The following is a 26,049-nucleotide window of genomic DNA, read 5'->3' as shown; positions in this document are numbered from 1 at the left end:
GTTCGGGAAGCTTTCGCAAGCGGCGGCCGTCAGGAACCATTGAACCCGGTTCCCTTCCGGTCCCTTCGCTGGTTATACGGCGAAGGCGTTGACGGCATTGATGACGCGTTCGACCTGCTCGGCATTCATCGCCGGACTCATGGGCAGGGAGAGAACGTCGCGATGGATGGCCTCCGTCAGCGGCAGGCTGACATCGCTCATCACATGCCGGTAACAGGTCTGCTTATGGATCGGTATCGGGTAATGCACCGCGGTCTGAATGTCCTGCTCGGCAAGGTGAGCGGCCAACGCATCCCTTTGCTTGCAGCGAACCACAAAGAGGTGCCAGACGTGACTTGCCGGATCGCCCGAAACGACGGGCAGCTGCAGATGCTGATTGACGATATCTCTGCAATAGCGCTCGGCGATCTTGCGCCGGCGTGCGTTCTGTTCGTCTAGGTGCGGCAGCTTCGCCCGCAGGAACGCTGCCTGTATCTCGTCGAGGCGGCTGTTCGGGCCTTGATGACTGTTATGGTATTTTCGCTCCGACCCGTAATTGCGTATCGCCTTCAGCAGAGCCGCGAGTTCGTCGTCATCGGTGGTGATCGCACCGCCGTCGCCGAGTGCGCCGAGATTCTTCGTCGGATAAAAGCTGAAGCCCGCGGCATGGCCGAAGGTTCCGACCTTTCGGGCGCCGATCGCCGCGCCATGCGCCTGCGCGCTGTCTTCAATGAGCAGAAGTCCATGCTTCCGGCAAGAGGCCGCGATAGCGGGCATATCGGCGGCTTGACCATAGAGATGGACTGCCATCGCCGCCTTTGCATTTTGCAGTACGCCGGCTTCGATACCTTCTGCAGACAGATTGTAAGTGGCTTCATCGGGTTCGACGAGAACAGGGCGAAGATTGTTCTCCGTGATCGCCAGCACGCTCGCTATGTAGGTGTTGGCCGGTACGATGACGCCATCGCCATCCTTCAATTTCCCTTGTTCCTTCCAGGCACGCAGCGTGAGCGTCAGGGCATCGAGGCCGTTGCCGACGCCGATCGCATGCCTTGTGCCGATATAGGAGGCAAACTCGTTCTCGAAAGCTTCCAGTTCCTTGCCGAGGATGAACCAGCCGCTGGAAACGACGCGCTTGGCAGCATCATCGAGCGCGGTCTGAATGTCCGTCTGTGTCGCGGACAGGTCGAAAAAGGGAACCGTATTCATTATGCGCCCCTAACCACCTGCACGAACTCTTCATAATCGCGATAGTAGTCGGCCTCGTCATAGTGTTCCGAGGCGAGAACGAGGCAGACGGAGCCTGACGAGAAATTATCCAGCTCACGCCATGTCATCACCGGAACATAGAGGCCGTAATAGGAGCGATTGAGCGAGAACCGCTTCTTTTCGAAGCCGTTATCCAGAACGACGTCGAAGCTGCCGGATATGGCAATGATCAGTTGACGGAGCTGTTTATGGGCATGTCCGCCGCGATGGGCGCCGCCCGGAACGTCGTAAAGGTAATAGACACGCTTGATGTCGAACGGCGCGTGGCGATTACCTTCGAGAAAGGTCAAATTCCCACGGCTGTCGGGTATGCGCGGAAAGTTGAGAATCTCCCAGCCACCCGATTGCTCGCGCACATCTGAAAAATTGAGCATGCCTTATCGATCCTCCATGGGATTAGGCCCGATCGCCCGACATCCTTTGCTCGCCGGTGCCGGATCAGAGCCTCCAAAGGCCAATTTGCCACTCCACACTTGTCCGAAACTGTCGTCGATCGGATTGAGGTGACATTACCACTGCACTACCCCGCCAACGGGGCGGAAGACAACGCAGGCCGTCGCATGGGGAACGCTCTAGCTCATCTGCAACAGGACGTCATTCAAGGCTTGCCCCTCGTTTCTGTGATCGTTTGCGGTGTTCGTCGGCAATTGGCGGAGGGCGAATTAACCCGGATCGTAGGATCGCATCGGCATTTCCGATCCGACTTGCTTGCGGCGAAAGCGAAACGCGAACGGCGAGGCTGACTGGATGAGAGATAGCCTATGGGCGGTACCGATGCCCCGAGAGCAGCCGAGCTCGCGCCCGCGACGGGGCGAACAGAGATTCTGCCGTCGGCGGAGGCATGAACGTCAACAGTACTGCGAGCAAGGAAGGTCATGGGAAGCAACCCGCTTTGTGTCACTCCGCACAAGCGGTTTTTCGGCCTTGATCCGTTCGGCCGGTGACACTTACCCGACAGGTTGCTTGCGCCAGGCTTGAAAGCCCAGCGCAACGATGTGCTCTTTAAACGCGCCGGCGGCGTTCGCGAGCCGGGGCCGCGCCGCTTTCGCTGGCGGTCTTGTTGCGCAAGGGGCCGATCTTTTCGATGATCGTTTCCAACGTCGGGCGAGGGCCGGGTACGTAGCTGTCCAGCGCTTGCCGCATGGCGGCGAGATGCCCGCAGGAGGTGCCGCAGCAGCCGCCGATGATCCTGGCGCCGGCATCGCGGGCAAGGCGTGCATAGTCGGCCATCAGCGGCGGCGTGCCGGAATAATGGATCTCGGCGCCGCGATATTCCGGAATACCGCAATTGCCCTTGACGATGACGATCGCGGAGGCATCCGCTTCCGTCATGTCGAGAAGGCTTGACAGGATATCCGAGGCGCCGACGCCGCAATTGGCGCCGACGGCGAGCGGGCCTTCGCCGATGTCGGTGGCGACGGCGTGAATATCCTTCGGATGCAGACCCATCATGGTCTTGCCGGCCGTGTCGAACGAGCCGGTATAGGTATAGGGCAGGCCGACCTTGGCGGCAGCTTCGGCTGCGGCGCGGATCTCTTCCGGCGAGGACATGGTTTCGATCCATGCGACATCGGCGCCTCCGGCTTGGAGGCCTTCGATCTGCTCGACGAAGGCCGCGACGGCGTCTTCATAGGTCAACGCGCCGAGCGGCATCAGCAGCTCTCCTGTCGGTCCCACCGAACCGCCGACGATGACCTTGCGGCCGGCCTTGTCGGCAACCGCACGAGCGATCTCGGCCGCCGTCTTGTTGAGGCTGTGGACGCGATCCTGCGCATGGTGCAGCTTGAGACGATGGCGGGTGCCGCCGAAGGTGTTGGTCAGGATGATGTCGGCGCCCGCATCGACGAAATCCTGATGCAGCTTCGTGATGCGCTCCGGATGCTGTTCGTTCCAGAGTTCGGGGGCTTCGCCGGCCTCGAGGCCCATGGCAAAAAGATTGGTGCCCGTGGCGCCGTCGGCAAGCAGCACGCCCTTTTCAGCAAGAAGATCGGTCAAGGGATTGATGGCGACGGTCATGGTTTGTCCTCGGATGCGTCGAATATCTGGATATCAAATGCAGATATAAACATTTCTTTATGTGAACACAATGACTAGATGGTCCGCTTGTCTCGATGTGCCGACCAGACAAGAAAAAAGCGCCCCATGAAGGGCGCTTTCGTTGCAGCGCTTTGGTTCAGGCCGCCGCCATCTCGGCCGCCTCATGGGTCTTGGGCGTGACCATGGCGGCGATGATGCTTTGCAGATCTATGATGCCGACAGGTTTTCCGCCGGCGTCGGTGACGAGCGCTCCGGTCTGGCCGGCTTCGGTTATCTGTTTGGCGGCGAGTTCCAGGGTCATATCGCCGGGCACGCGTGTGGTGACGGACTCGCCCCCAAGCGGCTTCATGATCGTCTGGGCCTGTATGACGCGACCGCGGTTCACTTCCTTGACGAAGGCGGTAATGTAGTCGTCCGCCGGCTGCAGCACGATTTGCTGACCGGTTCCCTGCTGCACGACCTTGCCGTCGCGCAGGATCGCGATCTTGTCGCCAAGGCGCAGCGCCTCGTCGAGATCATGGGTGATGAAGACGACGGTTTTCTTCAATTCCTTCTGAAGATCGAGCAGAACAGTTTGCATATCCACGCGGATCAACGGATCGAGGGCCGAATAGGCTTCGTCCATCAGCAGGATATCGGCATCGTTCGTCAATGCCCTGGCAAGCCCGACACGCTGCTGCATGCCGCCGGAAAGCTGGTTCGGATAGTGCCTCTCGAAGCCCTTGAGGCCGACGCGCTCGATCCAGTATTGGCCCTTCTTCTCGCTTTCAGAACGCGGCACACCTTGGATATCCAGGCCGTAGATCGTGTTCTCGATCACCGTGCGATGTGGCAGCAGCGCGAATTTCTGGAACACCATCGCCGTCTTGTGGCGGCGGAATTCGCGCAGGTCATTTTCGTTCATCTTGCAGACGTCGACGCCGTCATAGAGCACTTCGCCGACGGTCGGCTCGATCAGCCGGTTGATATGACGGATCAGCGTCGACTTGCCCGAGCCGGAAAGGCCCATGACGACGGTGATGGCACCGGCCGGCATGTCGATGCTGATATCCTGCAGGCCGAGCACATGGCCATGCGTCTCGTTGAGCTCTGCCTTGCCCAAGCCGTTCTTGACCTGGTCGACATAGTCGCGTCCGCGCGGGCCGAAGATCTTGTAGAGGCTTTTTATCTGTATCGCGTGACTAGCCATGAATGACCTCCGAGTGCTTCTGGAGCCGTCTGCCATAGGCCTGGCTCGTGCGGTCGAAAATGATGGCGATGGCAACCAGGGCGAAACCGTTGAGGAACCCGACAGTGAAGAACTGATTGTTGATCGCCTGCAGCGTGTTCTTGCCAAGCCCCCCGACCCCAACCATGGAGGCGACGACGACCATGGCGAGCGACATCATGATGGTCTGGTTGATGCCTGCCATGATGGTTGGCAGCGCCAGTGGGATCTGCACGTTGAACAGTTTCTGGCGATGCGACGACCCGAAGGCGTCGGCGGCTTCCAGAACTTCCTTGTCCACGAGCCGGATGCCGAGATTGGTCAGGCGGATCATCGGCGGGACGGCATAGATGACAACGGCGATAAGACCCGGGACTTTGCCGATGCCGAAGATGACGACGACGGGGATCAGATAAACGAAGCTCGGCATGGTCTGCATCACGTCGAGGGTCGGATTGACGATCGACTGCAGCCGGTCGGAGCGCGCCATCAGAATGCCGATCGGCAGGCCGATGACGATGGCGATGAGCGTACAGACCGTCACCATGGCAAGCGTTACCATCGTGTCGGTCCAAAGGCCGAAGACGCCGATGAGGATCATCGAGATCGCCGTGCCTAAAACGATCTTCAGGTTACGGCTTGCGGCATAGACGACGAGCATCATGACGACGAGCACGATGAACCAGGGCGTATTGGTAAAAGCCCATTCCAGATAATTCAGAAACCACTGCAGAGGCTGCACGACGGCATCGATGATGTTGCCGTAGGCGCGCACGGATGCGCGAAACCCGTCATCGATATTCTTGCGCGCAAGACGTATGAGCGATTCATCTATTGCCGGAAAGTTGCAGAGCACACTCGGCAGGATCGTACACTGGATAGCCATGTATTTCCCCTTCTTGGTCCGGTTCTGTCCTGGTCCGGCGTGTGGCTTTCACGCGCAGATGGCATTGCAGCGCTGCGACCGGTTCTTCAGGCTGCCCTTCAATTCTTACAGTATTTGCCTTCTCTGATCTGCACTCGTTGCGACCTTGCGGCGTGTCATCCCGTCAGCAATGAGAGCCGCCGCTGTCGATTCCGGCGAATACGAAATCGGCGGCAGGCGCTGGCCAGCCGCCGATTCCACGACACGATTAGAGCGAAGCCTTCACCTTGGTGGCGACTTCCGGGGCGACCCACTTGGTCCACATGTCCGGATAGGTCTTGAGGAAGTACTTGGCGCCATCCTCGTTGGTACCCTGATTGTCGGTCATCCAGGCGAGAACCTTGCCGACGGTGCCGTTATCCCACTTGCGGGTCTTCATGTAATCCATGGCGACGCCCGCCTTCTCGGCAAAGGACTTGGTTACGACGGTATAGACGTCCGAAACCGGATAGGAGTTCACCTTCGGGTTGGCGCAATCCTGCTGCGACGTGCAGGCATCCCATTCCTTCTTGTCGTGTGGCACATTGAAGCTCAGGCGAACCATCTCGTACTTGCCGAGGATGGCCGTTGGAGCCCAATAGTAGCCGAGCCAGCCGGTCTTCTTTTCGAAAGCGTTGGCGATCGAACCGTCGAGGCCCGCGGCGGAGCCGGTATCGACCAGCGTGAAGCCGAGCTTTTCGGCACCGAGCGCCTTGTAGAGATTGGCTGTGGAGATCTGGCAGTTCCAGCCCGACGGGCAATTGTAGATCGCAGCCTTGGAAGCATCTTCCGGCGCAGGGAAGAGCTCCGGATGCTTCAGCGCGTCCTGGACGGTCTTGATATCGGGGTGGGCGTCGGCGACGAATTTCGGAATCCACCAGCCTTCGACACCGCCATCGCTCAGGAGCGGTGCTGCTTCGATCAGGCTGCCTTCGGATACGGCCTTGTCGAGTGCAGTGCGCACGGCGTTGACCCAGAGTTCCGGAGCGACGTCCGGCTCACCCTTTTCGTTCATTGAGGTGAATGTCGGCTGCGTATCGCCGGTCACCAGCGTCACGTTGCAGCCGTAGCCGTTTTGCAGAATGATCTTGTCGACCTGGGCTGCGACGCCGGCGGATGCCCAGTTCATTTCGGCGATCGATACATTGCCGCATTCTGCAGCCTGCGCCGAGCCAGCCAAAGCATAGGCGCCGAATGCCAGGATGGCGGAAGCGAGTAGCTTCTTCATTTGGTATTGTCTCCCAATTTTTCGTTGCGTGGCGGAAATCGACCCCAAACGCTTTCGATTTCTGTCGATCCCCTGTCAGCGTGGTCCTACCGCAACCGTTCCTACACCGCTGACGATGCGAGCACGGTCCCCTTGCTGCCGTCGTGCATCTGGTCTTTTTGCGACCGCGGAACTTTGTCGCGGCCGGATGTTTCTTGCATCGACAGAAGGCAGCCTAAGGATTTGAATGAATAAATCAACAGCCTGCCGGCCATTCGGAGTTATCGCGTCTCTTGGAGAAGCTGATATAAGCATCTGAATTAGCCTGTTTTCTGCTATTCATGGCTGCAAAACAGGCAATGTGAGGCTTCGATGAAGCGCTTCCTTGGGTGCGGAGTTAAATGGGGCTCAAATATCGCGTCCCTGAAAGACGTTTTATGTTCAATTTGCGGCCTTTGCGATTTCTCAATGCAAAGAAGAGAATTTTCGAAAAAATTTCAGATTCACTCTAATTTAAGCACTTAATAACCCTACGGTAACGATGTCGGGTTATCAATCGAGACGTGGCGGGGGACACACCGCTGCTTCTTCGGATCAGGTATCGCGTCCCGGAGAAAGCGAACCTTGCGGTGTATGTGCAGGGAAGCCGGCGTTTTTTGGCAAGCCGCGTTGATCTCCGGATCGCGCGGTTTTCGCGTTTCAGCCGTACCGTTTCGGGGCACCTGGCGATGCGATCTCACGTTTCAAGTCAAAATTAAAGCCGCCGATGCGGTCGCATGGCGGCTTGATGTGCGCAGGCCCGTGGCTTGACCGGAGATCAGCCGACGTTATAGGTGCGGATGAAGCCGACGGTCCCGAAGCGGGTGTCGAGCTGCTGCAGGCGGTTCTCCGGGCGGTGGGTTGGAAGCTTGCCATTCCACGCGATCTGGATGGAATTCTGTCTGTTGAAGATGAAGAGCATTGGGGTATCCTCCGAGCCGGGGCGGCCCATTTCGTTGTTTGTTTTCGCGACGGAGATAATCCTCTCCAGCGTAACTCACAACGGATGAAATCGTCATCCAATGTCGCAAACAGAGCATATTTCGAAGTGATGCATTTTTGTATCTGGACTGCTGCTTCCAGCCGTTGAGCATAGTGGCAAAATCAAGGCGAAACTCCGCGTTTCCAGTGGCTGCAGCATATCGAGGTGGTGGGGAATGACAAAGGCGATCATGCTGCAGGGAACCGGCTCCGATGTCGGAAAAACGGTATTGGTCGCGGGGTTGTGCCGGCTGTTCGCCAACAGGGGCGTGAGGGTCCGTCCGTTCAAGCCGCAGAATATGTCCAACAATGCCGCCGTTGCCGAGGATGGCGGCGAGATAGGCCGGGCTCAATGGCTGCAATCGCTGGCGGCGCGCGTGCCGTCATCCGTTCACATGAATCCGGTGCTGTTAAAGCCGCAATCGGAGACGGGCAGCCAGATTATCGTGCAGGGCAAGGTCTGGGGGAATGCCAAGGGGCGGGATTATCAGGCGCTGAAGCCGCAGCTGCTTGGCGCGGTGCTTGAAAGTTTTGCCGCGATGCGTGCCGGAACCGATCTCGTCATCGTCGAGGGGGCCGGTTCTCCCGCCGAGATCAATCTGCGACGGGGCGATATCGCCAATATGGGCTTTGCGACGCGGACAAACGTTCCTGTCGTACTCGTAGGGGACATCGACCGCGGCGGCGTGATCGCATCGCTGGTCGGCACCTACCATATTCTGCCGGAAGAAGATCGCCGGATGATCCGCGGCTACATCATCAATAAGTTTCGCGGCGACGTCTCCCTGTTCGGAGAGGGCATCGAGGCGATCGGCGGCTTCACGGGCTGGCAATGCCATGGCGTCGTGCCATGGCTCAAAGCGGCCGCGCGCCTGCCGGCCGAGGATTCCGTCGTATTGGAGCGGCTGGCGCGCGGCTCCTCCGGCGCGTTGAAGGTCGCCGTGCCCGTGCTGTCGCGCATTGCCAATTTCGACGATCTCGATCCGTTGCGGGCCGAGCCCGATGTCGATCTCGTCTTTGTCCGGGCGGGTGAGCATCTGCCTACCGATGCGGGGCTTGTGGTTCTGCCGGGTTCAAAGTCCACGATCGGTGACTTGCTCGATCTGCGCGAGCAGGGATGGGACCGCGACATTGCCGCACATGTGCGTCGCGGCGGCCGCGTCATCGGCATTTGCGGCGGCTATCAGATGCTCGGCCATACCGTTTACGATCCGCTCGGCATCGAGGGATCGGTTACCGAGACGCCTGGATTGGGCCTGCTGGATATCGAGACGGAAATGGCGCCGGAAAAGACGGTGCGCAACAGCAAGGCCGTCTCCAGGGAATATGACGTGCCGTTGTCGGGCTATGAAATCCATCTCGGGGTAACGCGTGGGGCGGACTGTGAACGACCCTCGACTGTCATTGACGGCCGGCCCGATGGAGCCATATCGCCGGACGGGCGCATCATGGGCACCTATCTACATGGGCTCTTTAGCAGCGATGCCTATCGAGCAAAGCTGCTCGCGAGCTTTGGCCTTGCCGGTGAGCGCACGGATTATCGAGCAAGCGTCGATGCGGCGCTGGACGACGTTGCCGGGGAATTGGAGAGCGTGCTCGACCCTGCCTGGCTCGACAGCCTGGTTCGATAAAACTCAGGTCGGTGATCTGCTTCAGAGTTCGCCCGAGACTTCCCGGCGGCGGCGGTCGAGCTCCTCGCTGTAGCGGCGCAGCGTATAGCTTTCTGTCAGCAGGCCGATTACCTTGCGTTCGATCAGATCGTTGACGACGACGAGCGCTTCACTCTTGGTCTGCTCGAACATGGCGGCCGCTTGCTTGGCGTTCATCTGCGGCTGCAGGAATTCATTGCGCAGCTGGATGAAATCGGAAAGCCCGTGTTCCTCGTCATCCTTTTCGACCGGGCTCGCATAGACGTCGGGCACGAGGACCATTCCTGCATATTTGTCGTTCTTGTCGACCAGGATGACGCGCTGGGCCGAGCCGATCGGGAAATTCTTGCGGAATTCCTCGATGCTCATGTCAATGCTGGCTGTATGCACGTCGGGGCGCATCATGCGGGCAACCGTGAGATTGCGGATCCAGCCGACGTCATGGGCGCTGCGTATGCTTTCGCCGCGCAGATGGAAGCGCCAGGTGGCGAAGGAATAGCCGAAGGTGGTGCGGACCACGAGCGAGGATGTGATGACGGCGGCCAGCACGAGGGCGGTAATCGGGAAGTCGCCGGAAATTTCCAGCGCCAGAAACGTCATCGTCAGCGGCCCGCCGATGATCGCGACGGCCAGCGAACTCATGCCGACCACGGCATAGACGGCTGGCGTCAGCGCATTGTGATCGAAATAGGGGGCGCAATAGGCGAAGATTTTGCCGAGAAGCGCACCCATGAACAGAGATGCGAAGAATAGACCACCTCTGAAGCCTGAGCCGATCGAGACAGCAGAGGCCAGCGATTTGAGGAGGAACAGCCCCACCAGGGCCCCGAACGTCACGTCCGTCGACAGGTTGAGATGCAGGGCGCCGTGTCCCGCTGACAAAACCTGCGGGGAGATCAGCGCCAGGCTCCCGACGACAAGGCCGCCGAGCGCCGGGCGGAAGGGCGGCGCGATCGAACTCTTGCGTGCGAGCTCCTCGGTCCAGGCGACGCCCTGCATGATCAGGACGCCGACGCCGGCGCAGAAGGCGCCGAGCAGAACTGCCGGCAGATAATCGGCGGGGGCGATCGATCCGATATGGCCGATATCGATGGCAAAGTCGTCACCGGCCAGCAGCCTTGCGATCATCGTCGATATCAATGCCGAGACGACGACAGGCGTCAGCGTTAGGATCGAATAGGTGCCGATGATCAGCTCGAAGGCGTAGAAGGCGCCCGTGAGCGGCGCATTGAAGGCGGCGGCAATCGCGCCGGCGGCGCCGCAGCCGACGAGCATGCGCAGGTCCGCGCGGCGCATCTGCATCTTGTAGCCGAATTTCGAGGCGATGCCGGCGGCAAGCTGGGTATAGCCTGCCTCGAGGCCAACGGAGGCACCGAATCCATTCGAGATCAGGTTCTGCACGGCGACGAGGATACTGTCGGTGAGCGACATGCGACCGCCGTGCAGCGCATTGGCTTCGATCGGGTCGACCATCGGCTTCTTGCGTGTGCGCGATAATATATAGAGCAGGATACCGAGGATAATGCCTCCCGCGATCGGCGCGATCAGCAACACCGATTTGTCGGGAATCGCCACCGCCGCCGAACTCAGGCGCTCATAGTCGGTTATGCCGTAGATGAGGCTGTGAAGTTTGCGGGAGATGAAGCTCATCGCCGTTACGGCACAGCCGGAGGCTATTCCCACCAGCGCGCCGGCGAAAACAAGTCCCAGTTCGCCACGGCGCAGCAATGCCCTGAACCGACCGAGATCGAACAGGGCGGAGAAGACGCCGAGGCGGCGCGGTTGGAATTTCTGCAGCATTGGGAACGAACGATATGTTTTTTCGAATGTGAGGGCTTACCCTCTATAGACTTCTAACATCAAAGAAATGCGGCAAAAAAGCCGCTGATTTTGCGGGAATGTCAGGTCAATTTCGCAATCGGGACGTTTGGCATCGCATCCATGCCCTTGATTGACTTGAAGTCGGTGAAAGCCTAATCATTGCCCGTATAACGAATGGTTCCCGGGCGGCGATCTGCCGCATGGGATGAAAAGGGAATGTGAAGGGACGGACCCAACCCGGGCGTTCTCATCACAGCCGACCCCGCGACTGTAGAGCGGTCAGGGTCTTTCGTTCGGTTTGAAGCCGATTCCGTCGATGGTTCGCATGGGGCGAACGGGGCGGGGCAGGCGCAAATCGAAAAAGCCACTAGTGTGGCATCATGATCAACGGGGGCTGGACGCCTCTTATTCTACGAATCGTCCGCCTTTTCATGATGCATTGCCGGGAAGGCGAGAAAGATCCGCTGGCGCACGATCGGGGGCGACCGGCTTCGGTCAGCCCCCGTCGCGGCGCCTCATCCGCGAGCCAGGAGACCTGCCATGCGTGCCGGGCGCAGAGCCTGTTTTGGGACGCGAGTTCCGCTGCCAGCACGGAGGTTGTCATGGCGCAAGACGAGTTTTCGGCGTGTAGACGCCCGTTTCCCGGTTCCAGCGACGTGCTGCCGACCCTCGCTTCCGCACGGGGGTGGGCATAACGCATGTCGGCTTCGATTTCCCAAGCGATCTTCGTCCTCGGTGGTGCGCGTTCCGGCAAATCCAGGTTTGCCGAATCTCTGGTGTCGGATACCGGTCTCGAACGTCACTATGTGGCGACAGGGCAGGCGTGGGACGACGAGATGCGCGAACGCATCGCCAAGCATCGGGCCGACCGCGGCGATCTATGGCAGACGCATGAGGAGCCGATCGATCTCGTCGGGCAGCTCGCGGCTATCGACGCGGAGAGGCGGGCGGTGCTTATCGACTGCCTGACGCTCTGGGTAACCAATCTGATGATGGCCGAGCGTGACATGGCGGCGGAATTTGCCGCTCTCACTGCATTTCTGCCAACTGCGCGATCAAGGCTCGTTCTCGTCTCCAATGAGGTAGGCCTGGGAATCGTGCCGGAAAATCGCATGGCGCGCGAATTTCGCGACCATGCCGGCCGTCTGCACCAGATGGTCGCGGCGGCGAGTGCCGAAGTTTATTTTATCGCAGCGGGCCTGCCGCTGAAAATGAAGGGTTGATCCATATGAATCAGGAAAAGATTCCCGCCACCGTCATCACCGGCTTCCTGGGAGCCGGCAAGACGACGATGATCCGCAACCTCCTGCAGAATGCCGGCGGCAAGAAGATCGCGCTGATCATCAACGAATTCGGCGATCTCGGCGTCGATGGCGACGTTCTGAAGGGGTGCGGCGCGGAGAACTGCACGGAAGACGACATCATCGAGCTCACCAACGGCTGCATCTGCTGCACTGTCGCCGATGATTTCATTCCCACCATGACGAAACTGCTGGAGCGCGATGCGCGCCCGGATCACATCGTCATCGAAACATCGGGCCTCGCGCTGCCGCAGCCGCTGGTCGCCGCCTTCAACTGGCCCGACATTCGCACCCATGTCACGGTCGACGGCGTCATCACTGTCGTTGACAGCGCCGCCGTTGCCGCCGGCCGCTTCGCCGACGATCACGACGCTGTCGAGGCTGCCCGCGTCGAGGACGACTCGCTGGACCACGAAAGCCCGATCGAGGAACTGTTCGAAGATCAGCTGACCTGTGCCGATCTGATCGTGCTCAACAAGACCGATCTGATCGACGTCGACGGACTCGGCCGTGTGCGCGCCGAGGTCGCCTCGCGCACCGCCCGCAAGCCGATAATCATCGAGGCGAAGAATGGTGACGTGCCCGCTGCCGTCCTGCTCGGCCTCGGCATTGGCACGGAAGACGATATCGTCAACCGCAAATCCCATCATGAACTGGAGCATGAGGACGGCACGCCGCATGACCACGACGAATTCGACAGCTTCGTCGTCGAACTCGGCCCGATTGCCGATCCGGCCGCCTTCGTCGATGCGCTGAAGCGCGTGATTGCGGAGCATGATGTGCTGCGCCTCAAGGGCTTCGTCGATGTCCCCGGCAAGCCTATGCGCCTGCAGCTTCAGGCCGTCGGCAGTCGCATCGACACCTATTTCGATCGCGCCTGGACGCCGGGTGAAGCGCGCGCGACCCGGCTCGTGGTGATCGGCCTGCACGAGATGGACGAGACGATCGTTCGCAAAGCGATTGAAGCGCTGGTCTGATCGATGTCCCGATTTTGCTGTGCGATACCCCCCTCTGTCCCTTGCGGGACATCTCCCCCACAAGGGGGGAGATTGGGAACTCACGACTACGTTTTTGCGAAACGGCTGACTACCGAGGTTTTAGTGGCTTCGAATGGTCGATGGGGTGAGGCATGGCACCAAACAATTTCCCCCTTTGTGGGGGAGATGTCCCGGAGGGACAGGGGGGGGTATGCCGCCGCATACTCTAAGATCTAATGCATCTCCTCCTGGCACAGAAGGGAACGATCAGCGACGGTGAGGAGGCGATCGATCTCGGGCAGTCGCCCGGCGATATCCTTTTTCTGTCGGCTGCCGATACCGAGCTTGCGGCGATTGCCGCAGCGCATGGCGAGGGCGACCGTTCCCTTCGGCTTGCGAGCCTGATGAGCCTCAAGCATCCGATGTCCGTCGATACCTATATCGACAGGACAGCGCGGCACGCGAAGCTCATCATCGTGCGGGCGCTGGGAGGGGCGAGCTACTTCCATTATGCTCTGGAAGCGCTGCATGCCTGCGCGGCGCGCCAGGGCGCCTTGATTGCGGTGCTGCCGGGGGATTCGAAGCCGGATCCGGGACTGACGCCATTTTCCAACGTCGCGCTCGATGATCTCAACGCGCTCTGGTCCTATCTGATCGAGGGCGGGGAGACGAATTCGCGGGCGTTTCTTGGCTATGCCGAAGCTATGCTCTCGGGTGCCGAGAAGCCGATCCCTGCCGTACCGTTGATGAAGGGCGGCATATGGTGGCCGGGCCGGGGCGTGATCGGCGTGGAGGAGTGGCGGAGGGTTTTCAATTTGGGGGTGGTCGTCCCGGAGGGACTCGAACCTCCGACCGTCGCTATTTCTTTCTACCGCGCCCTCGTCCAGAGCGGTGAAACCAAGCCCGTCGAGGCCATGATAGAGGCGCTCATTGCCGAGGGCATGCGGCCGTTGCCGGTCTTTGCCTATAGCCTGAAGGACGCCGTGTCCGTCGGCATTCTCGAAAGTGTCTTTACCGAGCTGAAGCCGGCAGTGGTCATCAACGCGACAGGCTTTGCCGTTTCGGCGCCGGGTGCGGATCGTCAGGCGACGGTGCTGGAAACCAACGACGCTGTCGTTCTGCAGGCTATCTTCTCGGCTTCATCGAAGGAGGCGTGGGAGGCATCTTCGCAGGGGCTTTCGGCCCGCGATCTCGGCATGAACGTGGCTTTGCCCGAGGTCGATGGCCGTGTTCTTGCGCGCGCTGTGTCCTTCAAGGCTGCGGCTCATTACGACGAGCGGGTCGAAGCCAATATCGTCGCCAGCGAGCCGCTTGCGGATCGCATGCGCTACACGGCGCGGCTCGCGGCCAATTGGGCGCGGCTGCGCAATACGCTGCCTAAAGATCGCCGCGTCGCGCTTATTATGGCGAACTATCCCAATCGCGATGGGCGCTTGGGTAATGGCGTCGGGCTCGATACTCCGGCCGGTACGATCGAGGTGCTGAAGGCGATGCAGGCGGCAGGCTACGGCGTTGCCGATCTGCCTGCCGACGGCGATGCACTGATGCGGCATCTGGCGGAAGGTCCGACGAATTCGGGGCATGATGGGCGCGTCGTTCGCGAGAGGCTTTCCTTTAGCGACTACAAGGATTTCTTCTCGTCGCTTCCCAAACAGATTCAGGATGAAATCACGGCGCGCTGGGGCGATCCGGCGGTGGATCCTTACGCGTTCGATGGCGGCTTTGCGCTACCGTTCGCCCGCTTCGGGGACGTGCTTGTCGGCATTCAGCCGGCGCGCGGCTACAACATCGATCCCAAAGAGAGTTACCACTCTCCCGATCTCGTGCCGCCGCACGGCTATCTCGCCTTCTATGCCTTCCTTCGCCGTTCCTTCGATGCGCATGCGGTCATCCACATGGGCAAGCACGGCAATCTCGAATGGCTGCCGGGCAAGGCGCTGGCGCTGTCGGAAAGCTGCTACCCGGAAGCGATCCTCGGGCCGCTGCCGAACCTTTATCCCTTCATCGTCAACGATCCCGGCGAGGGTACGCAGGCCAAGCGCCGCACGAGCGCCGTCATCATCGATCATCTGACGCCGCCGCTGACGCGCGCCGAAAGCTATGGCCCGCTGAAGGACCTTGAGGCGCTCGTCGACGAATATTACGAGGCTTCGGGCGGCGATCCCCGCCGCATCCGTCTGCTCCGCAAGCAGATCCTCGATCTCGTCGCCGATATCGGGCTGGATCAGGATGCGGGTATTGCCAAGGGCGAGGGCGAAGACGAGGCCTTGCGCAAGCTTGACGCCTATCTCTGCGACCTCAAGGAAATGCAGATCCGCGACGGCCTGCACATCTTCGGCGTTTCGCCGTCCGGACGGCTGCTGACGGATTTGACGGTGGCGCTGGCAAGGGTGCCGCGCGGAGTGGGCGAGGGTGGCGATCAGAGTTTGCAGCGGGCGATTGCGTGGGATGCTTTTGAGGGTGTGGAGCGTGCGATACCCCCCTCTGTCAGCTTTGCTGACATCTCCCCCACAAGGGGAGAGATTGGAGGGAGTATGCCGCTTGGTTCCTTTGCCTCTCCATCAACAGTATCAGCGGCTTCGATCTCGCTTCGGACGGAGGAGGTGCCGCGAGCGAACAATCTCCCCCCTTGTGGGGGAGATGTCCCGAAAGGGACAGAGGGGGGTATCTCTCCACATAAGCCATTTGATCCGCTTGACTGCGACGTGGCCGCCGAATGGACCGGCCCGCGCCCCTTCATCCTGCAGGATGCTTCCGATACCCCCTGGCGCACTCAGGGCGACACTGTCGAGCGCATCGAACTCCTGGCCGCGAAGCTCGTGGATGGCGAAACAGCCTGCCCTGAAAGTTGGCCAAACACCCGCATGGTTCTCGGCGAGATTGCCTCAAAACTCCAGCCCTCCATCCTCGCTTGCGGCGATGCCGAAATTTCGGCCCTGCTCAAGGGGCTCGATGGCCGTTTCGTACCTCCCGGCCCATCCGGTGCGCCGACACGCGGGCGGCCGGATGTTCTGCCGACAGGGCGGAATTTCTATTCGGTCGATAGTCGTGCGGTTCCGACGCCGGCCGCCTATGAGCTTGGCAGGAAATCGGCTGAATTGCTGATCCGCCGTTACGTTCAGGACCATGGCGAATGGCCCGTTTCCTTCGGCCTGACGGCATGGGGCACATCGAACATGCGCACGGGTGGCGACGATATCGCGCAGGCGCTGGCGCTGATCGGCGTCAAGCCCGTCTGGGACATGACCTCGCGGCGCGTCACCGGCTATGAGATCATTCCGCCGGCCATGCTCCGGCGGCCGCGTGTCGATGTCACGCTGCGCATCTCCGGCTTCTTCCGTGATGCCTTTCCCGAACAGATCGCCTTGTTCGACAAGGCCATCCGCGCGGTCGGCATGCTCGATGAAGATGCGGCGGACAATCCGATTGCGGCGCGTATGCGCGGCGAGATCGCGCGGCTCGAAGCTGCCGGCCTCGACGCTGCCTCTGCCAGCCGCAGGGCTGGTTATCGCGTCTTCGGTTCCAAGCCTGGGGCTTATGGCGCCGGTCTGCAGGCGCTTATCGACGAGAAGGGATGGGAGCGGCGTGCGGATTTGGCCGAAGCTTATCTCGTATGGGGAAGCTATGCCTATGGCGCCGGCGAGGAAGGAAGGGCCGAGCGTGGCGTCTTCGAAGAGCGGTTGCGTTCGATCCAGGCGGTCGTGCAGAACCAGGACAATCGCGAACACGATCTGCTCGACAGCGACGATTATTATCAGTTCGAGGGCGGCATGGCGGCGGCGGCCGAGCAGCTTGGCGGCGCGCGTCCTTCGATCTATCACAACGACCATTCGAGGCCGGAAAAGCCGGTGATCCGCTCGCTTGAAGAGGAGATTGGCCGGGTCGTGCGCGGGCGGGTCGTCAATCCCAAGTGGATCGAGGGCATCATGCGTCACGGCTACAAGGGCGCCTTCGAGATCGCTGCAACGGTGGACTATCTTTTTGCCTTTGCCGCGACGACGGGCGTTGTCGGCAATCATCACTTCGAGGCCGTCTACCAGGCTTTTGTCGTCGATCAGCATGTGCGCGATTTCATGGCGGAGAAGAACCCGGCGGCGCTGAGGGAGATGCGGGAACGTCTGCTGGAGGCAATCGATCGCAAGCTCTGGACGCCGAGAAGCAATTCGGCGCGGTTCGATCTCGAAAGCCTGGATAAGGGCAATGAGGCGGCGGAATGAGTCCGGTCGCCGAGCTTCTGGTTGCTTTTCGAGATTACCTGCTGTCGCGTAGCGACCTGATGCTTCAGCATTTTATCCAAGGTTTTGACTGGCCGGCTGAAGAGCGGGTGCTAGCACCGCGCGATCTGCCGGTCGTTACCTATCTCCGCGAGTTAGAGCGACCGGTCGATGGGGCGGAAGGCGCTCTTTTCGAGAAGCTTTCGAATGCGGCGGCTATGCTGCATTGGGCCCAGACCTACAGCATCACAGATTTCGGTGCGGATTTCCTGCAGAGATATGGCTGGGTCGAGTTGTTCGGCACGCGCGGACATTTCGCAAGCGAAGAGATGGCCGGCGGTTTCCTGCTGCTCGGTCCCGGTGTGCATTACCCGGATCATCATCACGAAGCGGAAGAGATCTATATTCCGCTGACAGACGGTTCGCTCTGGAGCAAGGACGCGCAGCCATTCCTGCCGCGCTGGTCGGGCGAGATCATCCATCATCCCTCCAACATCCGCCACGCCATGCGCACGGAAGACCAGCCGCTTGTCGCGCTCTACCTTTGGCGCGGCGGGCCGCTGGCACAGAAAACGATCATATCAGGGAGAATGCAATGAGCGACGAATTGGCCGAAACCGGTGCGGGCGCGCCGAAGAACGACGATGCCCGTCACGCCGACAAGATGGCCAAGAAGAAGGCCGCGCGCGACAAGATTATGGCGACCAAGACCGACGAGAAGGGACTGATCATCGTCCATACAGGCAAGGGCAAGGGAAAATCCTCCTCCGCTTTCGGGATGATCTTCCGCCACATCGCTCATGGAAAGCCGAGTGCGGTGGTGCAGTTCATCAAGGGTGCCATGTGGACCGGCGAGCGCGACCTCATCGAGAAGCATTTTTCCGATCTTTGCCAGTTCCATACGATGGGTGAGGGCTTCACCTGGGAAACACAGGACCGCGCCCGCGACGTGGCCGCGGCCTCTGCCGCCTGGGAAAAGGCCAAGGAGCTGATCCGGGACGAGCGCAACTCCATGGTGCTGCTGGACGAGATCAATATCGCGCTACGCTACGACTACCTCGATATCAACGAAGTGCTTGAGTTCCTCAAGAATGAGAAGCCCTACATGACCCATGTGGTTCTGACCGGGCGCAACGCCAAGGAAGAATTGATCGAGATCGCCGATCTCGTCACCGAGATGGAATTGATCAAGCATCCCTTCCGCTCGGGTATCAAGGGGCAGCCTGGCGTCGAGTTCTGATCGTTTCCCAGGCGTTCAATCGCCCAGCAGCATCGCCTTCAGAGCTTCTGCCGTCTGCGAGTTCGCGGGAAAGAACGATTCGATTGCGAGTTCCGAAAGCGTGACGTCGACGGGCGTTCCGAAGACGGTCGTGGTCGAGATGAAGGAGAGCTGGCCTGCCTCGGTGACAAGTTCGAGGGGCACGGCGATGCCGGCAAAATCCCGTTCCGGAGCCACCGATTTCGGTGCCGCAGGTGCGGGGTAGGCCAACAATTCCTCAAGCAGTTTTGTCAGAACGGGATCGCCGGTTGCCGATATCTGCTGGCGAAGGCGTTCCAATAGATGCGCACGCCATTCGGAGAGGTTGGCGATCCGAGGCGCCAGGCCATGCGGATGCAGGCTTAGACGCAGGACATTGATCGGTCCTTCGGTCAGCGAGGTATCGGTCACGCTGGCAAGCAGCGGTGCGACGGCGGCATTGGCAGCGATCAGCGTCCAATGCCGGTCGACGGCCAGAGCCGGGAAGGGTTCGTGCCCCTTCAGGAGCATGTCGATGGCGCGGCGTGCCGGAGCAAGCGCCGGATCATTCAGTTTGCGCTCCGGAAAGACCGGGGCAAATCCGGCAGCGAGGAGCATCGGATTGCGTTCGCGCAATGGTACGCCGAGCCGTTCGGCGAGATGCATCAGCATCTCGCGGCTTGGAAGCGCCCGCCCGCTCTCGATGAAGCTCAGATGTCGCTGCGATATATCAGCTTCAAGGGCGAATTCGAGCTGGCTCAGGCGGCGGCGCTGCCGCCATTCGCGCAGATGGTCGCCGAGAGAGCGGGCCGGGTTCATCATGCGGCAACCGGCAGCTGGTCGATAAAGCCGTGAACGGATTTCAGTCGCTCGCCTTCGAGGATGGCGAAATCCGTGCCCTTGATCAGCGGTTCGGCATCGGCCGGACCGAAGCCCCAGGAGAAGCGAAGATTGTCGCCGTGGCGATCGCCGTTCGTGATGAGTGTGAAGCGGAAGCCGGGGAAGCGCTCGTGCGCCGCCGTGACCAGCGCGTGGATTTCTTCACGATTGTCCGCGTGCATCATCGGGTCGACATAGCTGCAGTCTTCCGTCCATGCCTCGGCAATGAGCGCGCGGCGACGTTCGGCGTCGGCCTCGTTCCAGATGGCGATATAGCGGTCTGCAATGGTGTTCGCGTCAGTCATCGGTCAACTCCTTTGGATCGCCTGAACCGTTCAGGCAGGGCGATCATCGGCGCGTACCGAAGCACTATCAATTACGTCGGAGGTAATCAAAGGCGCGTTTCTTACAGCCCAAGCCAGATCCTGACGGGATGGGTGGGATCCGCCAGCAGCTTGATCGCAAAGGCTATGCAGACGATGACGAGCAGCGGCTTGATCAGTTTCGCACCGATGCGCATGGCAAGCCGCGAGCCGAGCTGCGCGCCGAGGAATTGGCCGAGCCCCATCGTCAGACCGACCTTCCAAAGGATGGCGCCGGAGGAGATGAAGACGATCAGGCCACCAAGATTCGAGCCGAAATTGAGCAGCTTCGTATGCGCCGTCGCCTTCAGCAGGCCGAAGCCGGCGAGTGTGACGAAGGCGAGCATCAGGAACGAACCGGTTCCGGGGCCGAAGGCGCCGTCATAAAAGCCGATCAGCGGCACGAACGTTACGCCGAAGAGTCTGGCGCTCATGCGCCGATGCTTTTCGACATCGCCGAGGTTGGGTTTCAGGGCGAAATAGAGCGCAATTGCGATCAGCAGGAAGGGCAGGATGATGCGCAGAACCTGGCTCGGCATGATGGTCGCCAGCAATGCACCGAGCATGCCTCCGATCACAGCCATCGCCGCCATCGGAAGCTGCTCGCGAAGCTCGACATGTCCTTGCCGGGCATAGGCGATCGTTGCCGAAGCCGCGCCGCAGATCGACTGCACCTTGTTCGTGCCAAGGGTCTGCAGCGGCGGAATGCCGGCCAGCAGCATGGCAGGCACGGTAATCAGCCCACCGCCGCCGGCGATCGAATCGACGAAACCGGCGAAGAACGCGGCGGCAAAAAGCAAAAGCAGGAGTTGAACTGTAATGTCTGGCAAGGCGGGGAACTCGGAGGCGGGAAATCAGCGGCCTTCTGGCACTTCGCTTGTCGCAAGGCAATTGCTATCGAGACACACCAGGCGAAATTGACGCGTCGAAAGGCGCTCGTTACAGCTGTGATATCGGTTGATGCTGTTGGGAGTGAACATGACGACCTATGCCAATTCCACCCGCCGCTATCTTCTGGGTCTTGGCTGCGAGCGCGGCACCGACTGGAACGACGTGCGGATGCTTGCGGAAAGAGCTTTTCAGGAGGTTGGGATCGGGAGCCAGCAGGTTCTGGCCGTCGTGTCGATCGATACGCGCATGAATGAGCAGGCGATCCTCGAGACCGCCACGCATTTCCGTCTGCCAGTCCGCTTCTTCAAGGCGGCCGCATTGGAGCGGGAGACACCCAGGCTGAAGAACCCGTCCGAACTCGTTTTCGCCCATACCGGTTGTCATGGCGTCGCGGAAGCTGCGGCGCTTGCGGCGGCCGGGCCGGATTCGGAGCTTGTGCTCCCGAAGATCAAATCCAGTTTTGCGACGGCGGCGATCGCTAGAATTGCCTGAGGGCTAACGCTGTCAGACTTAAATGGTCCGTGCGATATCGGTGGGGCATTTCGCCGTCTGCGGTTCTCGTGTATGCCGGTAGTTCAAGCGCGATCCGCGATGACGAAAATTCCGAAAGATCAAGCTTATTCAGCATGTTGGTAAGGAAAAATCATGCATAAGGTCATTTATGATACCGATCCGGGCGTTGACGACGCCATGGCGCTTCTCTTCCTGCATCGTCACCCGGATATCGACCTTCTTGGCGTGACGACGGTGTTCGGCAACGCCTCAGTGGATACGACGACCCGCAATGCGCTGTTCCTGAAGCGCGAGTGGAATATTGCGTGTCCGGTTGCGCGCGGCGCCAGCGTCACTTTCGATCCTTCGCGGCACGAGCGGCCGTGGCCGATAATGGTTCACGGCCATAACGGCCTCGGCGACATCGATGTGCCCGATACGATCGACCTGCCGGCCGATCCGCGGCCGGCTTACCAGTTCATCATCGACACCGTTCGCGCCAATCCGGGCGAGGTGACCCTGGTCGCCGTCGGCCGCATGACCAATTTGGCTCTGGCGCTGAAGCACGATCCGGATATCGCCAAGCTCGTGAAGGGTGTGGTCATCATGGGCGGCAATTTCTATGTGCCGGGCAATGTCTCTCCGGTTGCGGAAGCCAATATTCACGGTGATCCGGAAGCCGCCGATTTCGTCATGACGGCGGCCTGGAAAGTGGTCGTGGTGGGCCTCGACGTGACGGCGGTGACGACCATGAGCCGCGGCTATCTGGCCGATATGGCGAGGGACGGCGGACCTTCGGTGCAGCTGCTGTCGGATCTATCGCAATCCTATATCGATTTCTACAAGCACGCCGTCGAAGACGGCATGATGGTGCACGACAGCTGCGCCTGCGTCTATGTCGTCGCGCCGGAGCTGTTCGACACGATCGAAGGTTCGGTCCGCGTCGTCTGCGGCGGCATTGCCGATGGTCAGACGATCGTCAAGCCGAACGGCCGTCATTTCCCGCCGGGCGATTGGGACAATCTGCCGAGCCAGATCGTCTGCACCGGCATTCGCTCACAGCAGGTCGTCGATCTGATCCGCGACGTGATCCTGGGCAAGATCAGACATTAAATTCTCTCTGAAGGGGGCGCGTGCCCCCTTCACATCTCGCTGAAGAGCCATTTCCTCAGCTTATTGTGGGCCTATTTAAGTTTCCGGACATACCAAGTCCGGAATGTCATACGATCAATCAATAGGTTTTTCATTTCCTGTCGCCGTTGGAAAAGCTCATAGCGTGCTATCGCTCACGCTGGGCAGTCCTATGGCGTAATGTCGGCAATGGGAACGATGTCGAACCGAGGCTGTCTTATCCCGTTCTCAACATTGCAATTTCGCCCATCCGGGCATAGGACACATGGGATGAACGATACCGCTTTTTCCACTCTGCCGGCCTTGGAGCCGGGCTCCGTCTGGCTCGTCGGCGCCGGGCCGGGCGATCCGGGGCTCCTGACCCTGCTGGCGGCCAAAGGGCTGGCTGAGGCGGATATCATCGTGCATGACGCCCTGGTGAACGAGGATTGCCTCAAGCTCGCCCGATCGGGTGTGGTGCTGGAATATGCCGGCAAGCGCGGCGGCAAGCCTTCTGCCAAGCAGCGGGATATTTCTCTGCGGCTGGTGGAGCTAGCGCGGGCAGGCAAGCGCGTGCTGCGCCTGAAGGGCGGCGATCCTTTCGTTTTCGGGCGCGGCGGTGAGGAGGCGTTGACACTCGTCGAGCACGGAATTCCCTTCCGCATCGTGCCCGGCATTACGGCTGGGATCGGCGGTTTGGCCTATGCCGGCATTCCCGTCACCCATCGCGACGTCAATCACGCCGTCACCTTCCTCACCGGCCATGATTCGTCCGGTGTTGTGCCAGACGCCATCAATTGGGAGGCCATCGGCAGGGGATCGCCCGTCATCGTCATGTATATGGCGATGAAGCACATCGCCCAGATCAGCGCCAATCTCATTGCCGCCGGCCGTTCGGCGGACGAACCCGTTGCCTTCGTCTGCAATGCGGCGACATCCTCTCAACAAGTCCTGGAGACGACGCTCGGGCGAGCGCCTGTTGATGTCGAAGCTTCCGGTCTCGAGCCGCCGGCTATCGTCGTCGTCGGCGAGGTGGTGAAATTGCGGTCATCGCTCGATTGGCTTGGCGCCCTATCCGGCCGCACGCTGGTGCCGGCCGCTGAAAGGCCCGGCGAAAGCGGACGCAAGGTGTCGGCATGAGCGGGCTTCTGATCGCGGCACCTTCATCAGGCTCCGGTAAGACCACATTTACACTCGGTCTGCTGAGAGCACTGCGAAACAGGGGTGTCGCGGTCGCATCCGGCAAAGCCGGACCGGATTACATCGACCCCGCCTTTCATGCGGCAGCGGTCGGATCGGCCTGCCTCAATTTCGATCCCTGGGCCATGCGCGCCGAACTCATTTCCGCTAACGCGGCACTTCATCGCGCCGGCGGAAGGATGCTCGTCACCGAGGGGATGATGGGCCTGTTCGACGGTGCTGCTGACGGTACGGGCACGCCGGCGGATCTTGCCGCCTTGCTTGGCTTGTCCGTCGTGCTCGTCGTCGACTGCTCGCGCATGTCGCAATCGGTTGCCGCCATCGTTACCGGTTTTGCCAATTTCCGTGCCGATATCCGCATTGCCGGTGTCGTGCTCAATCGCGTCGCCAGCGACAGGCATGAGAGAATGCTGCGCCAGGCGTTGAATGCGGTGCATATGCCTGTTGTCGCGGTTATCCGCAGTGATGCCGTCCTGGCATTGCCGGAGAGGCATCTCGGTCTTGTGCAGGCGGGAGAGCACGGTGCACTGGAGCAGTTTATCGAGGCGGCTGCCGAGGTCGTCTCGAAAGCCTGCGATTTCGATCTGCTGTTGAGGGCGGCGCACCAGCATCTCGTTCGCACCTCAGCGGCCAATATTGCGCGGCTTATGCCGTTCGGCCAGCGCATTGCGGTCGCGCGGGATATCGCTTTCGCCTTCTGCTATGAGCATATGCTGCTCGGTTGGAAGCGGCGTGGCGCGGAAATATCCTTCTTTTCTCCGCTCGCGGACGAAGCCCCCTCGGCCGATGCCGATGCCATCTATCTGCCGGGCGGCTATCCGGAATTGCACGCCCCTAAGCTTGCTGCCGCTCAGCATTTCCGGGATGGCGTGAAGACGGCGGCTTCCCGCGGGGTGCGCATCTATGGCGAGTGCGGCGGCTATATGGTGCTCGGCGAGGGGCTTGTAGATGCGGCAGGTGCGCGCCACGAAATGCTGAGCCTCTTGCCCGTGGTCACCAGTTATGAGAAGCGGCAGCGTCATTTAGGCTATCGGCGCGTGGTGCCGCTTGCCGGCTCTTTTTTCGACAAGCCGATGACGGCCCATGAGTTTCATTATTCGACCATCGTCTCGGAAGGTGAGGCGGACCGTCTGTTTGCAGTGAGGGATGCGCTCAATAACGATCTCGGTGCCGCCGGCTTGCAGCGTGGCAACGTTGCCGGCTCCTACATGCATTTGATCGATCTCGCCGGTGACGCCGTATGACCAACAGGATCGTCCATGGAGGCGGCATCACGGCTGCGGCACGCCAATATGGCGGTCGTCCGGAGGAATGGCTGGATCTCTCCACCGGCATCAATCCCAATCCGGTGACGCTGCCGGAAATCCCTGTCGCGGCATGGCACAGGTTGCCTGACCAGCATTTGCACGAGCGGGCGCGGGAAGCGGCGAGGAACTATTACCGCAGCGGCGATATTCTGCCCTTGCCGGTTCCCGGCACGCAGTCCGTCATTCAATTGCTTCCGAGGCTGGTTCCCGGTGGCAGCGTCGCGATCCTCTCGCCGACCTATGGCGAATATGCGAGAGCCTTTACGCTGGCGGGGCTGCGGGTCCGCCAGGTTTCGACGATTGCCGAACTCACCGCCGACGACAGGCTGGTCGTTGCCGTCAATCCCAACAATCCCGATGGGCGGAGACTGCCCATCGAGCAGTTGCGGGATTTGCACGACAGGCTACGGAGCCAAGGGGGGAGCCTTCTTGTCGATGAGGCCTTCGGCGATATGGAGCCGGCAGCGAGCGTGGCGCCTTTTGCCGCCTCGATGCCGAATCTCATCATCTTCCGTTCGTTCGGAAAGTTTTTCGGCCTGGCCGGCCTTCGTCTCGGGTTCGTGATTGCCGAGGCCGCGATCCTAACCCGTTTCGAGGATTGGCTCGGTCCCTGGGCGGTTTCCGGGCCGGCTCTTTCGATCGCCGCGTCGCTCATGGAAGGCGATACAGGCGCCATCCGAAACCGCATTCTTCAACGGTATTCGGCGCTGGAAGGAGTTCTTCGTCGATCGACGCTTGAGATCGCCGGCGGCACCCCCCTGTTTGCACTGGTTGCAGACGACCGCGCCGAGGGCCTATATACGCATCTTTGCCGCCATCGTATCCTGGTCCGCAAGTTCGATTACGCCCGCAATTGGCTGCGCTTCGGACTGACCCCGGACGAGGAGGCTGATCAAAGACTCGCCGGGGTGCTAGAGTCGGATGATTTTAGGTCTGTTCGACCTAAAATCTGAATCCGCTCTAGAAACAAAGAAGTAGAGCATGAT

Annotated in this window: 22 protein-coding genes and 1 riboswitch; of the genes, 11 read left to right on the top strand and 11 right to left on the bottom strand. The window is 60.5% G+C overall.

Translation table 11 applies throughout. The features are described from left to right. Positions 1–72: 72 nt before the first annotated feature. The 7 genes from FHT84_RS05165 to FHT84_RS05135 all read right to left on the bottom strand — a co-directional run bounded on the left by FHT84_RS05165 (position 73) and on the right by FHT84_RS05135 (position 7,564). Positions 73–1,188, bottom strand: coding sequence for a DegT/DnrJ/EryC1/StrS family aminotransferase (locus tag FHT84_RS05165; protein ID WP_112343965.1), 1,116 nt, complete (start codon positions 1,186–1,188; stop codon positions 73–75). Beyond that, positions 1,188–1,622: an FdtA/QdtA family cupin domain-containing protein gene (locus FHT84_RS05160; RefSeq protein WP_112343966.1), complete on the bottom strand. Its 435-nt coding sequence runs from the start codon at positions 1,620–1,622 to the stop codon at positions 1,188–1,190. The genes FHT84_RS05165 and FHT84_RS05160 overlap by 1 nt, the downstream gene beginning before the upstream one ends. A 628-nt stretch (positions 1,623–2,250) precedes the next feature. After that, positions 2,251–3,264: a betaine--homocysteine S-methyltransferase gene (bmt, locus tag FHT84_RS05155; protein WP_112343967.1), complete on the bottom strand. Its 1,014-nt coding sequence runs from the start codon at positions 3,262–3,264 to the stop codon at positions 2,251–2,253. 157 nt (positions 3,265–3,421) lie between these two features. Continuing rightward, positions 3,422–4,474: a glycine betaine/L-proline ABC transporter ATP-binding protein gene (locus FHT84_RS05150; RefSeq protein ID WP_112343968.1), complete on the bottom strand. Its 1,053-nt coding sequence runs from the start codon at positions 4,472–4,474 to the stop codon at positions 3,422–3,424. Then, the gene (locus FHT84_RS05145) at positions 4,467–5,378 is read right to left on the bottom strand and encodes a proline/glycine betaine ABC transporter permease (RefSeq protein WP_112343969.1); all 912 of its coding nucleotides are present in this window, start codon (positions 5,376–5,378) and stop codon (positions 4,467–4,469) included. The genes FHT84_RS05150 and FHT84_RS05145 overlap by 8 nt, the downstream gene beginning before the upstream one ends. Before the next feature lie 247 nt (positions 5,379–5,625). Beyond that, on the bottom strand, positions 5,626–6,624 hold the full coding sequence (locus tag FHT84_RS05140; protein WP_112343970.1) for an ABC transporter substrate-binding protein: 999 nt from the start codon (positions 6,622–6,624) through the stop codon (positions 5,626–5,628). 796 nt (positions 6,625–7,420) lie between these two features. Further along, positions 7,421–7,564: a hypothetical protein gene (locus FHT84_RS05135; RefSeq protein WP_169645061.1), complete on the bottom strand. Its 144-nt coding sequence runs from the start codon at positions 7,562–7,564 to the stop codon at positions 7,421–7,423. 235 nt (positions 7,565–7,799) lie between these two features. Here FHT84_RS05135 and FHT84_RS05130 point away from each other — a divergent pair, with 235 nt between their 5' ends. Further along, positions 7,800–9,254 (top strand): cobyric acid synthase, encoded by a 1,455-nt coding sequence (locus tag FHT84_RS05130; RefSeq protein WP_112343971.1) that lies wholly within the window; start codon positions 7,800–7,802, stop codon positions 9,252–9,254. 21 nt (positions 9,255–9,275) lie between these two features. Here FHT84_RS05130 and FHT84_RS05125 read toward each other — a convergent pair whose 3' ends face one another. Then, positions 9,276–11,072, bottom strand: a complete 1,797-nt coding sequence (locus FHT84_RS05125) for a chloride channel protein (protein WP_112343972.1) — start codon at positions 11,070–11,072, stop codon at positions 9,276–9,278. 179 nt (positions 11,073–11,251) lie between these two features. Beyond that, positions 11,252–11,651: riboswitch (cobalamin riboswitch) on the top strand. A gap of 140 nt (positions 11,652–11,791) precedes the next feature. Between FHT84_RS05125 and cobU the strand changes: the two genes are divergently transcribed. From cobU to cobO, 5 genes are all read left to right on the top strand, one after another. Beyond that, entirely contained in the window at positions 11,792–12,316 is a 525-nt protein-coding gene (cobU, locus tag FHT84_RS05120) for a bifunctional adenosylcobinamide kinase/adenosylcobinamide-phosphate guanylyltransferase (protein WP_112343973.1), read from the top strand. A 5-nt stretch (positions 12,317–12,321) separates the two neighbouring features. Continuing rightward, positions 12,322–13,371, top strand: coding sequence for a cobalamin biosynthesis protein CobW (cobW, locus tag FHT84_RS05115; protein ID WP_112344066.1), 1,050 nt, complete (start codon positions 12,322–12,324; stop codon positions 13,369–13,371). 236 nt (positions 13,372–13,607) lie between these two features. After that, positions 13,608–17,588 (top strand): cobaltochelatase subunit CobN, encoded by a 3,981-nt coding sequence (gene cobN / locus FHT84_RS05110; RefSeq protein WP_113249281.1) that lies wholly within the window; start codon positions 13,608–13,610, stop codon positions 17,586–17,588. Further along, positions 17,585–18,184 carry a dimethylsulfonioproprionate lyase family protein gene (locus tag FHT84_RS05105; protein ID WP_112343975.1) on the top strand — a complete coding sequence of 200 codons (600 nt, stop codon included), beginning with the start codon at positions 17,585–17,587 and terminating at the stop codon, positions 18,182–18,184. The genes cobN and FHT84_RS05105 overlap by 4 nt, the downstream gene beginning before the upstream one ends. Beyond that, positions 18,181–18,825: a cob(I)yrinic acid a,c-diamide adenosyltransferase gene (gene cobO / locus FHT84_RS05100; protein ID WP_112343976.1), complete on the top strand. Its 645-nt coding sequence runs from the start codon at positions 18,181–18,183 to the stop codon at positions 18,823–18,825. The genes FHT84_RS05105 and cobO overlap by 4 nt, the downstream gene beginning before the upstream one ends. 15 nt (positions 18,826–18,840) lie before the next feature. Here the strand turns inward: cobO and FHT84_RS05095 are convergent, their stop codons facing one another. From FHT84_RS05095 to FHT84_RS05085, 3 genes are all read right to left on the bottom strand, one after another. Further along, on the bottom strand, positions 18,841–19,644 hold the full coding sequence (locus tag FHT84_RS05095; protein ID WP_112343977.1) for a helix-turn-helix transcriptional regulator: 804 nt from the start codon (positions 19,642–19,644) through the stop codon (positions 18,841–18,843). Beyond that, entirely contained in the window at positions 19,641–20,006 is a 366-nt protein-coding gene (locus tag FHT84_RS05090; RefSeq protein ID WP_112343978.1) for a nuclear transport factor 2 family protein, read from the bottom strand. The genes FHT84_RS05095 and FHT84_RS05090 overlap by 4 nt, the downstream gene beginning before the upstream one ends. 101 nt (positions 20,007–20,107) lie before the next feature. Continuing rightward, positions 20,108–20,893 carry a TSUP family transporter gene (locus tag FHT84_RS05085; RefSeq protein ID WP_112343979.1) on the bottom strand — a complete coding sequence of 262 codons (786 nt, stop codon included), beginning with the start codon at positions 20,891–20,893 and terminating at the stop codon, positions 20,108–20,110. A 148-nt stretch (positions 20,894–21,041) separates the two neighbouring features. On the opposite strand from FHT84_RS05085, the gene FHT84_RS05080 reads away from it, so the two are divergent. The 5 genes from FHT84_RS05080 to cobD all read left to right on the top strand — a co-directional run bounded on the left by FHT84_RS05080 (position 21,042) and on the right by cobD (position 26,016). Then, a complete protein-coding gene (locus FHT84_RS05080) occupies positions 21,042–21,446 on the top strand; it encodes a cobalamin biosynthesis protein (protein WP_112343980.1) in 405 nt (134 codons plus the stop codon). A gap of 153 nt (positions 21,447–21,599) precedes the next feature. After that, on the top strand, positions 21,600–22,559 hold the full coding sequence (locus FHT84_RS05075; protein WP_112343981.1) for a nucleoside hydrolase: 960 nt from the start codon (positions 21,600–21,602) through the stop codon (positions 22,557–22,559). Positions 22,560–22,847: 288 nt separating this feature from the next. Then, complete coding sequence (cobA, locus tag FHT84_RS05070) at positions 22,848–23,696, top strand: uroporphyrinogen-III C-methyltransferase (RefSeq protein WP_112343982.1); 849 nt, start codon at positions 22,848–22,850, stop codon at positions 23,694–23,696. Further along, positions 23,693–25,000 (top strand): cobyrinate a,c-diamide synthase, encoded by a 1,308-nt coding sequence (locus FHT84_RS05065; RefSeq protein WP_112343983.1) that lies wholly within the window; start codon positions 23,693–23,695, stop codon positions 24,998–25,000. The genes cobA and FHT84_RS05065 overlap by 4 nt, the downstream gene beginning before the upstream one ends. Continuing rightward, positions 24,997–26,016, top strand: coding sequence for a threonine-phosphate decarboxylase CobD (cobD, locus tag FHT84_RS05060; protein WP_113249279.1), 1,020 nt, complete (start codon positions 24,997–24,999; stop codon positions 26,014–26,016). The genes FHT84_RS05065 and cobD overlap by 4 nt, the downstream gene beginning before the upstream one ends. Positions 26,017–26,049 lie beyond the last annotated feature (33 nt).

Origin of the sequence: Rhizobium sp. BK289 (assembly GCF_014193575.1) — a bacterium.
Taxonomy (GTDB): Bacteria; Pseudomonadota; Alphaproteobacteria; order Rhizobiales; family Rhizobiaceae; genus Rhizobium; species Rhizobium tropici_C.
The sequence above is the reverse complement of the archived record's forward strand: the minus strand, read 5'-3'. Positions and strand labels throughout refer to the sequence as shown.

What these genes read in the sequence shown, in the direction of transcription:
- FHT84_RS05095 (WP_112343977.1), bottom strand. Translation starts at nt 19,644, where the DNA reads ATGATGAACCCGGCCCGCTCTCTCGGCGACCATCTGCGCGAATGGCGG.
- FHT84_RS05105 (WP_112343975.1), top strand. Translation starts at nt 17,585, where the DNA reads ATGAGTCCGGTCGCCGAGCTTCTGGTTGCTTTTCGAGATTACCTGCTG.
- cobN (WP_113249281.1), top strand. Translation starts at nt 13,608, where the DNA reads ATGCATCTCCTCCTGGCACAGAAGGGAACGATCAGCGACGGTGAGGAG.
- FHT84_RS05080 (WP_112343980.1), top strand. Translation starts at nt 21,042, where the DNA reads ATGACGACCTATGCCAATTCCACCCGCCGCTATCTTCTGGGTCTTGGC.
- FHT84_RS05075 (WP_112343981.1), top strand. Translation starts at nt 21,600, where the DNA reads ATGCATAAGGTCATTTATGATACCGATCCGGGCGTTGACGACGCCATG.
- FHT84_RS05090 (WP_112343978.1), bottom strand. Translation starts at nt 20,006, where the DNA reads ATGACTGACGCGAACACCATTGCAGACCGCTATATCGCCATCTGGAAC.
- FHT84_RS05140 (WP_112343970.1), bottom strand. Translation starts at nt 6,624, where the DNA reads ATGAAGAAGCTACTCGCTTCCGCCATCCTGGCATTCGGCGCCTATGCT.
- FHT84_RS05135 (WP_169645061.1), bottom strand. Translation starts at nt 7,564, where the DNA reads ATGCTCTTCATCTTCAACAGACAGAATTCCATCCAGATCGCGTGGAAT.
- cobO (WP_112343976.1), top strand. Translation starts at nt 18,181, where the DNA reads ATGAGCGACGAATTGGCCGAAACCGGTGCGGGCGCGCCGAAGAACGAC.
- FHT84_RS05145 (WP_112343969.1), bottom strand. Translation starts at nt 5,378, where the DNA reads ATGGCTATCCAGTGTACGATCCTGCCGAGTGTGCTCTGCAACTTTCCG.
- FHT84_RS05065 (WP_112343983.1), top strand. Translation starts at nt 23,693, where the DNA reads ATGAGCGGGCTTCTGATCGCGGCACCTTCATCAGGCTCCGGTAAGACC.
- cobA (WP_112343982.1), top strand. Translation starts at nt 22,848, where the DNA reads ATGAACGATACCGCTTTTTCCACTCTGCCGGCCTTGGAGCCGGGCTCC.
- cobD (WP_113249279.1), top strand. Translation starts at nt 24,997, where the DNA reads ATGACCAACAGGATCGTCCATGGAGGCGGCATCACGGCTGCGGCACGC.
- FHT84_RS05130 (WP_112343971.1), top strand. Translation starts at nt 7,800, where the DNA reads ATGACAAAGGCGATCATGCTGCAGGGAACCGGCTCCGATGTCGGAAAA.
- bmt (WP_112343967.1), bottom strand. Translation starts at nt 3,264, where the DNA reads ATGACCGTCGCCATCAATCCCTTGACCGATCTTCTTGCTGAAAAGGGC.
- cobU (WP_112343973.1), top strand. Translation starts at nt 11,792, where the DNA reads ATGTCGGCTTCGATTTCCCAAGCGATCTTCGTCCTCGGTGGTGCGCGT.
- FHT84_RS05125 (WP_112343972.1), bottom strand. Translation starts at nt 11,072, where the DNA reads ATGCTGCAGAAATTCCAACCGCGCCGCCTCGGCGTCTTCTCCGCCCTG.
- cobW (WP_112344066.1), top strand. Translation starts at nt 12,322, where the DNA reads ATGAATCAGGAAAAGATTCCCGCCACCGTCATCACCGGCTTCCTGGGA.
- FHT84_RS05150 (WP_112343968.1), bottom strand. Translation starts at nt 4,474, where the DNA reads ATGGCTAGTCACGCGATACAGATAAAAAGCCTCTACAAGATCTTCGGC.
- FHT84_RS05160 (WP_112343966.1), bottom strand. Translation starts at nt 1,622, where the DNA reads ATGCTCAATTTTTCAGATGTGCGCGAGCAATCGGGTGGCTGGGAGATT.
- FHT84_RS05165 (WP_112343965.1), bottom strand. Translation starts at nt 1,188, where the DNA reads ATGAATACGGTTCCCTTTTTCGACCTGTCCGCGACACAGACGGACATT.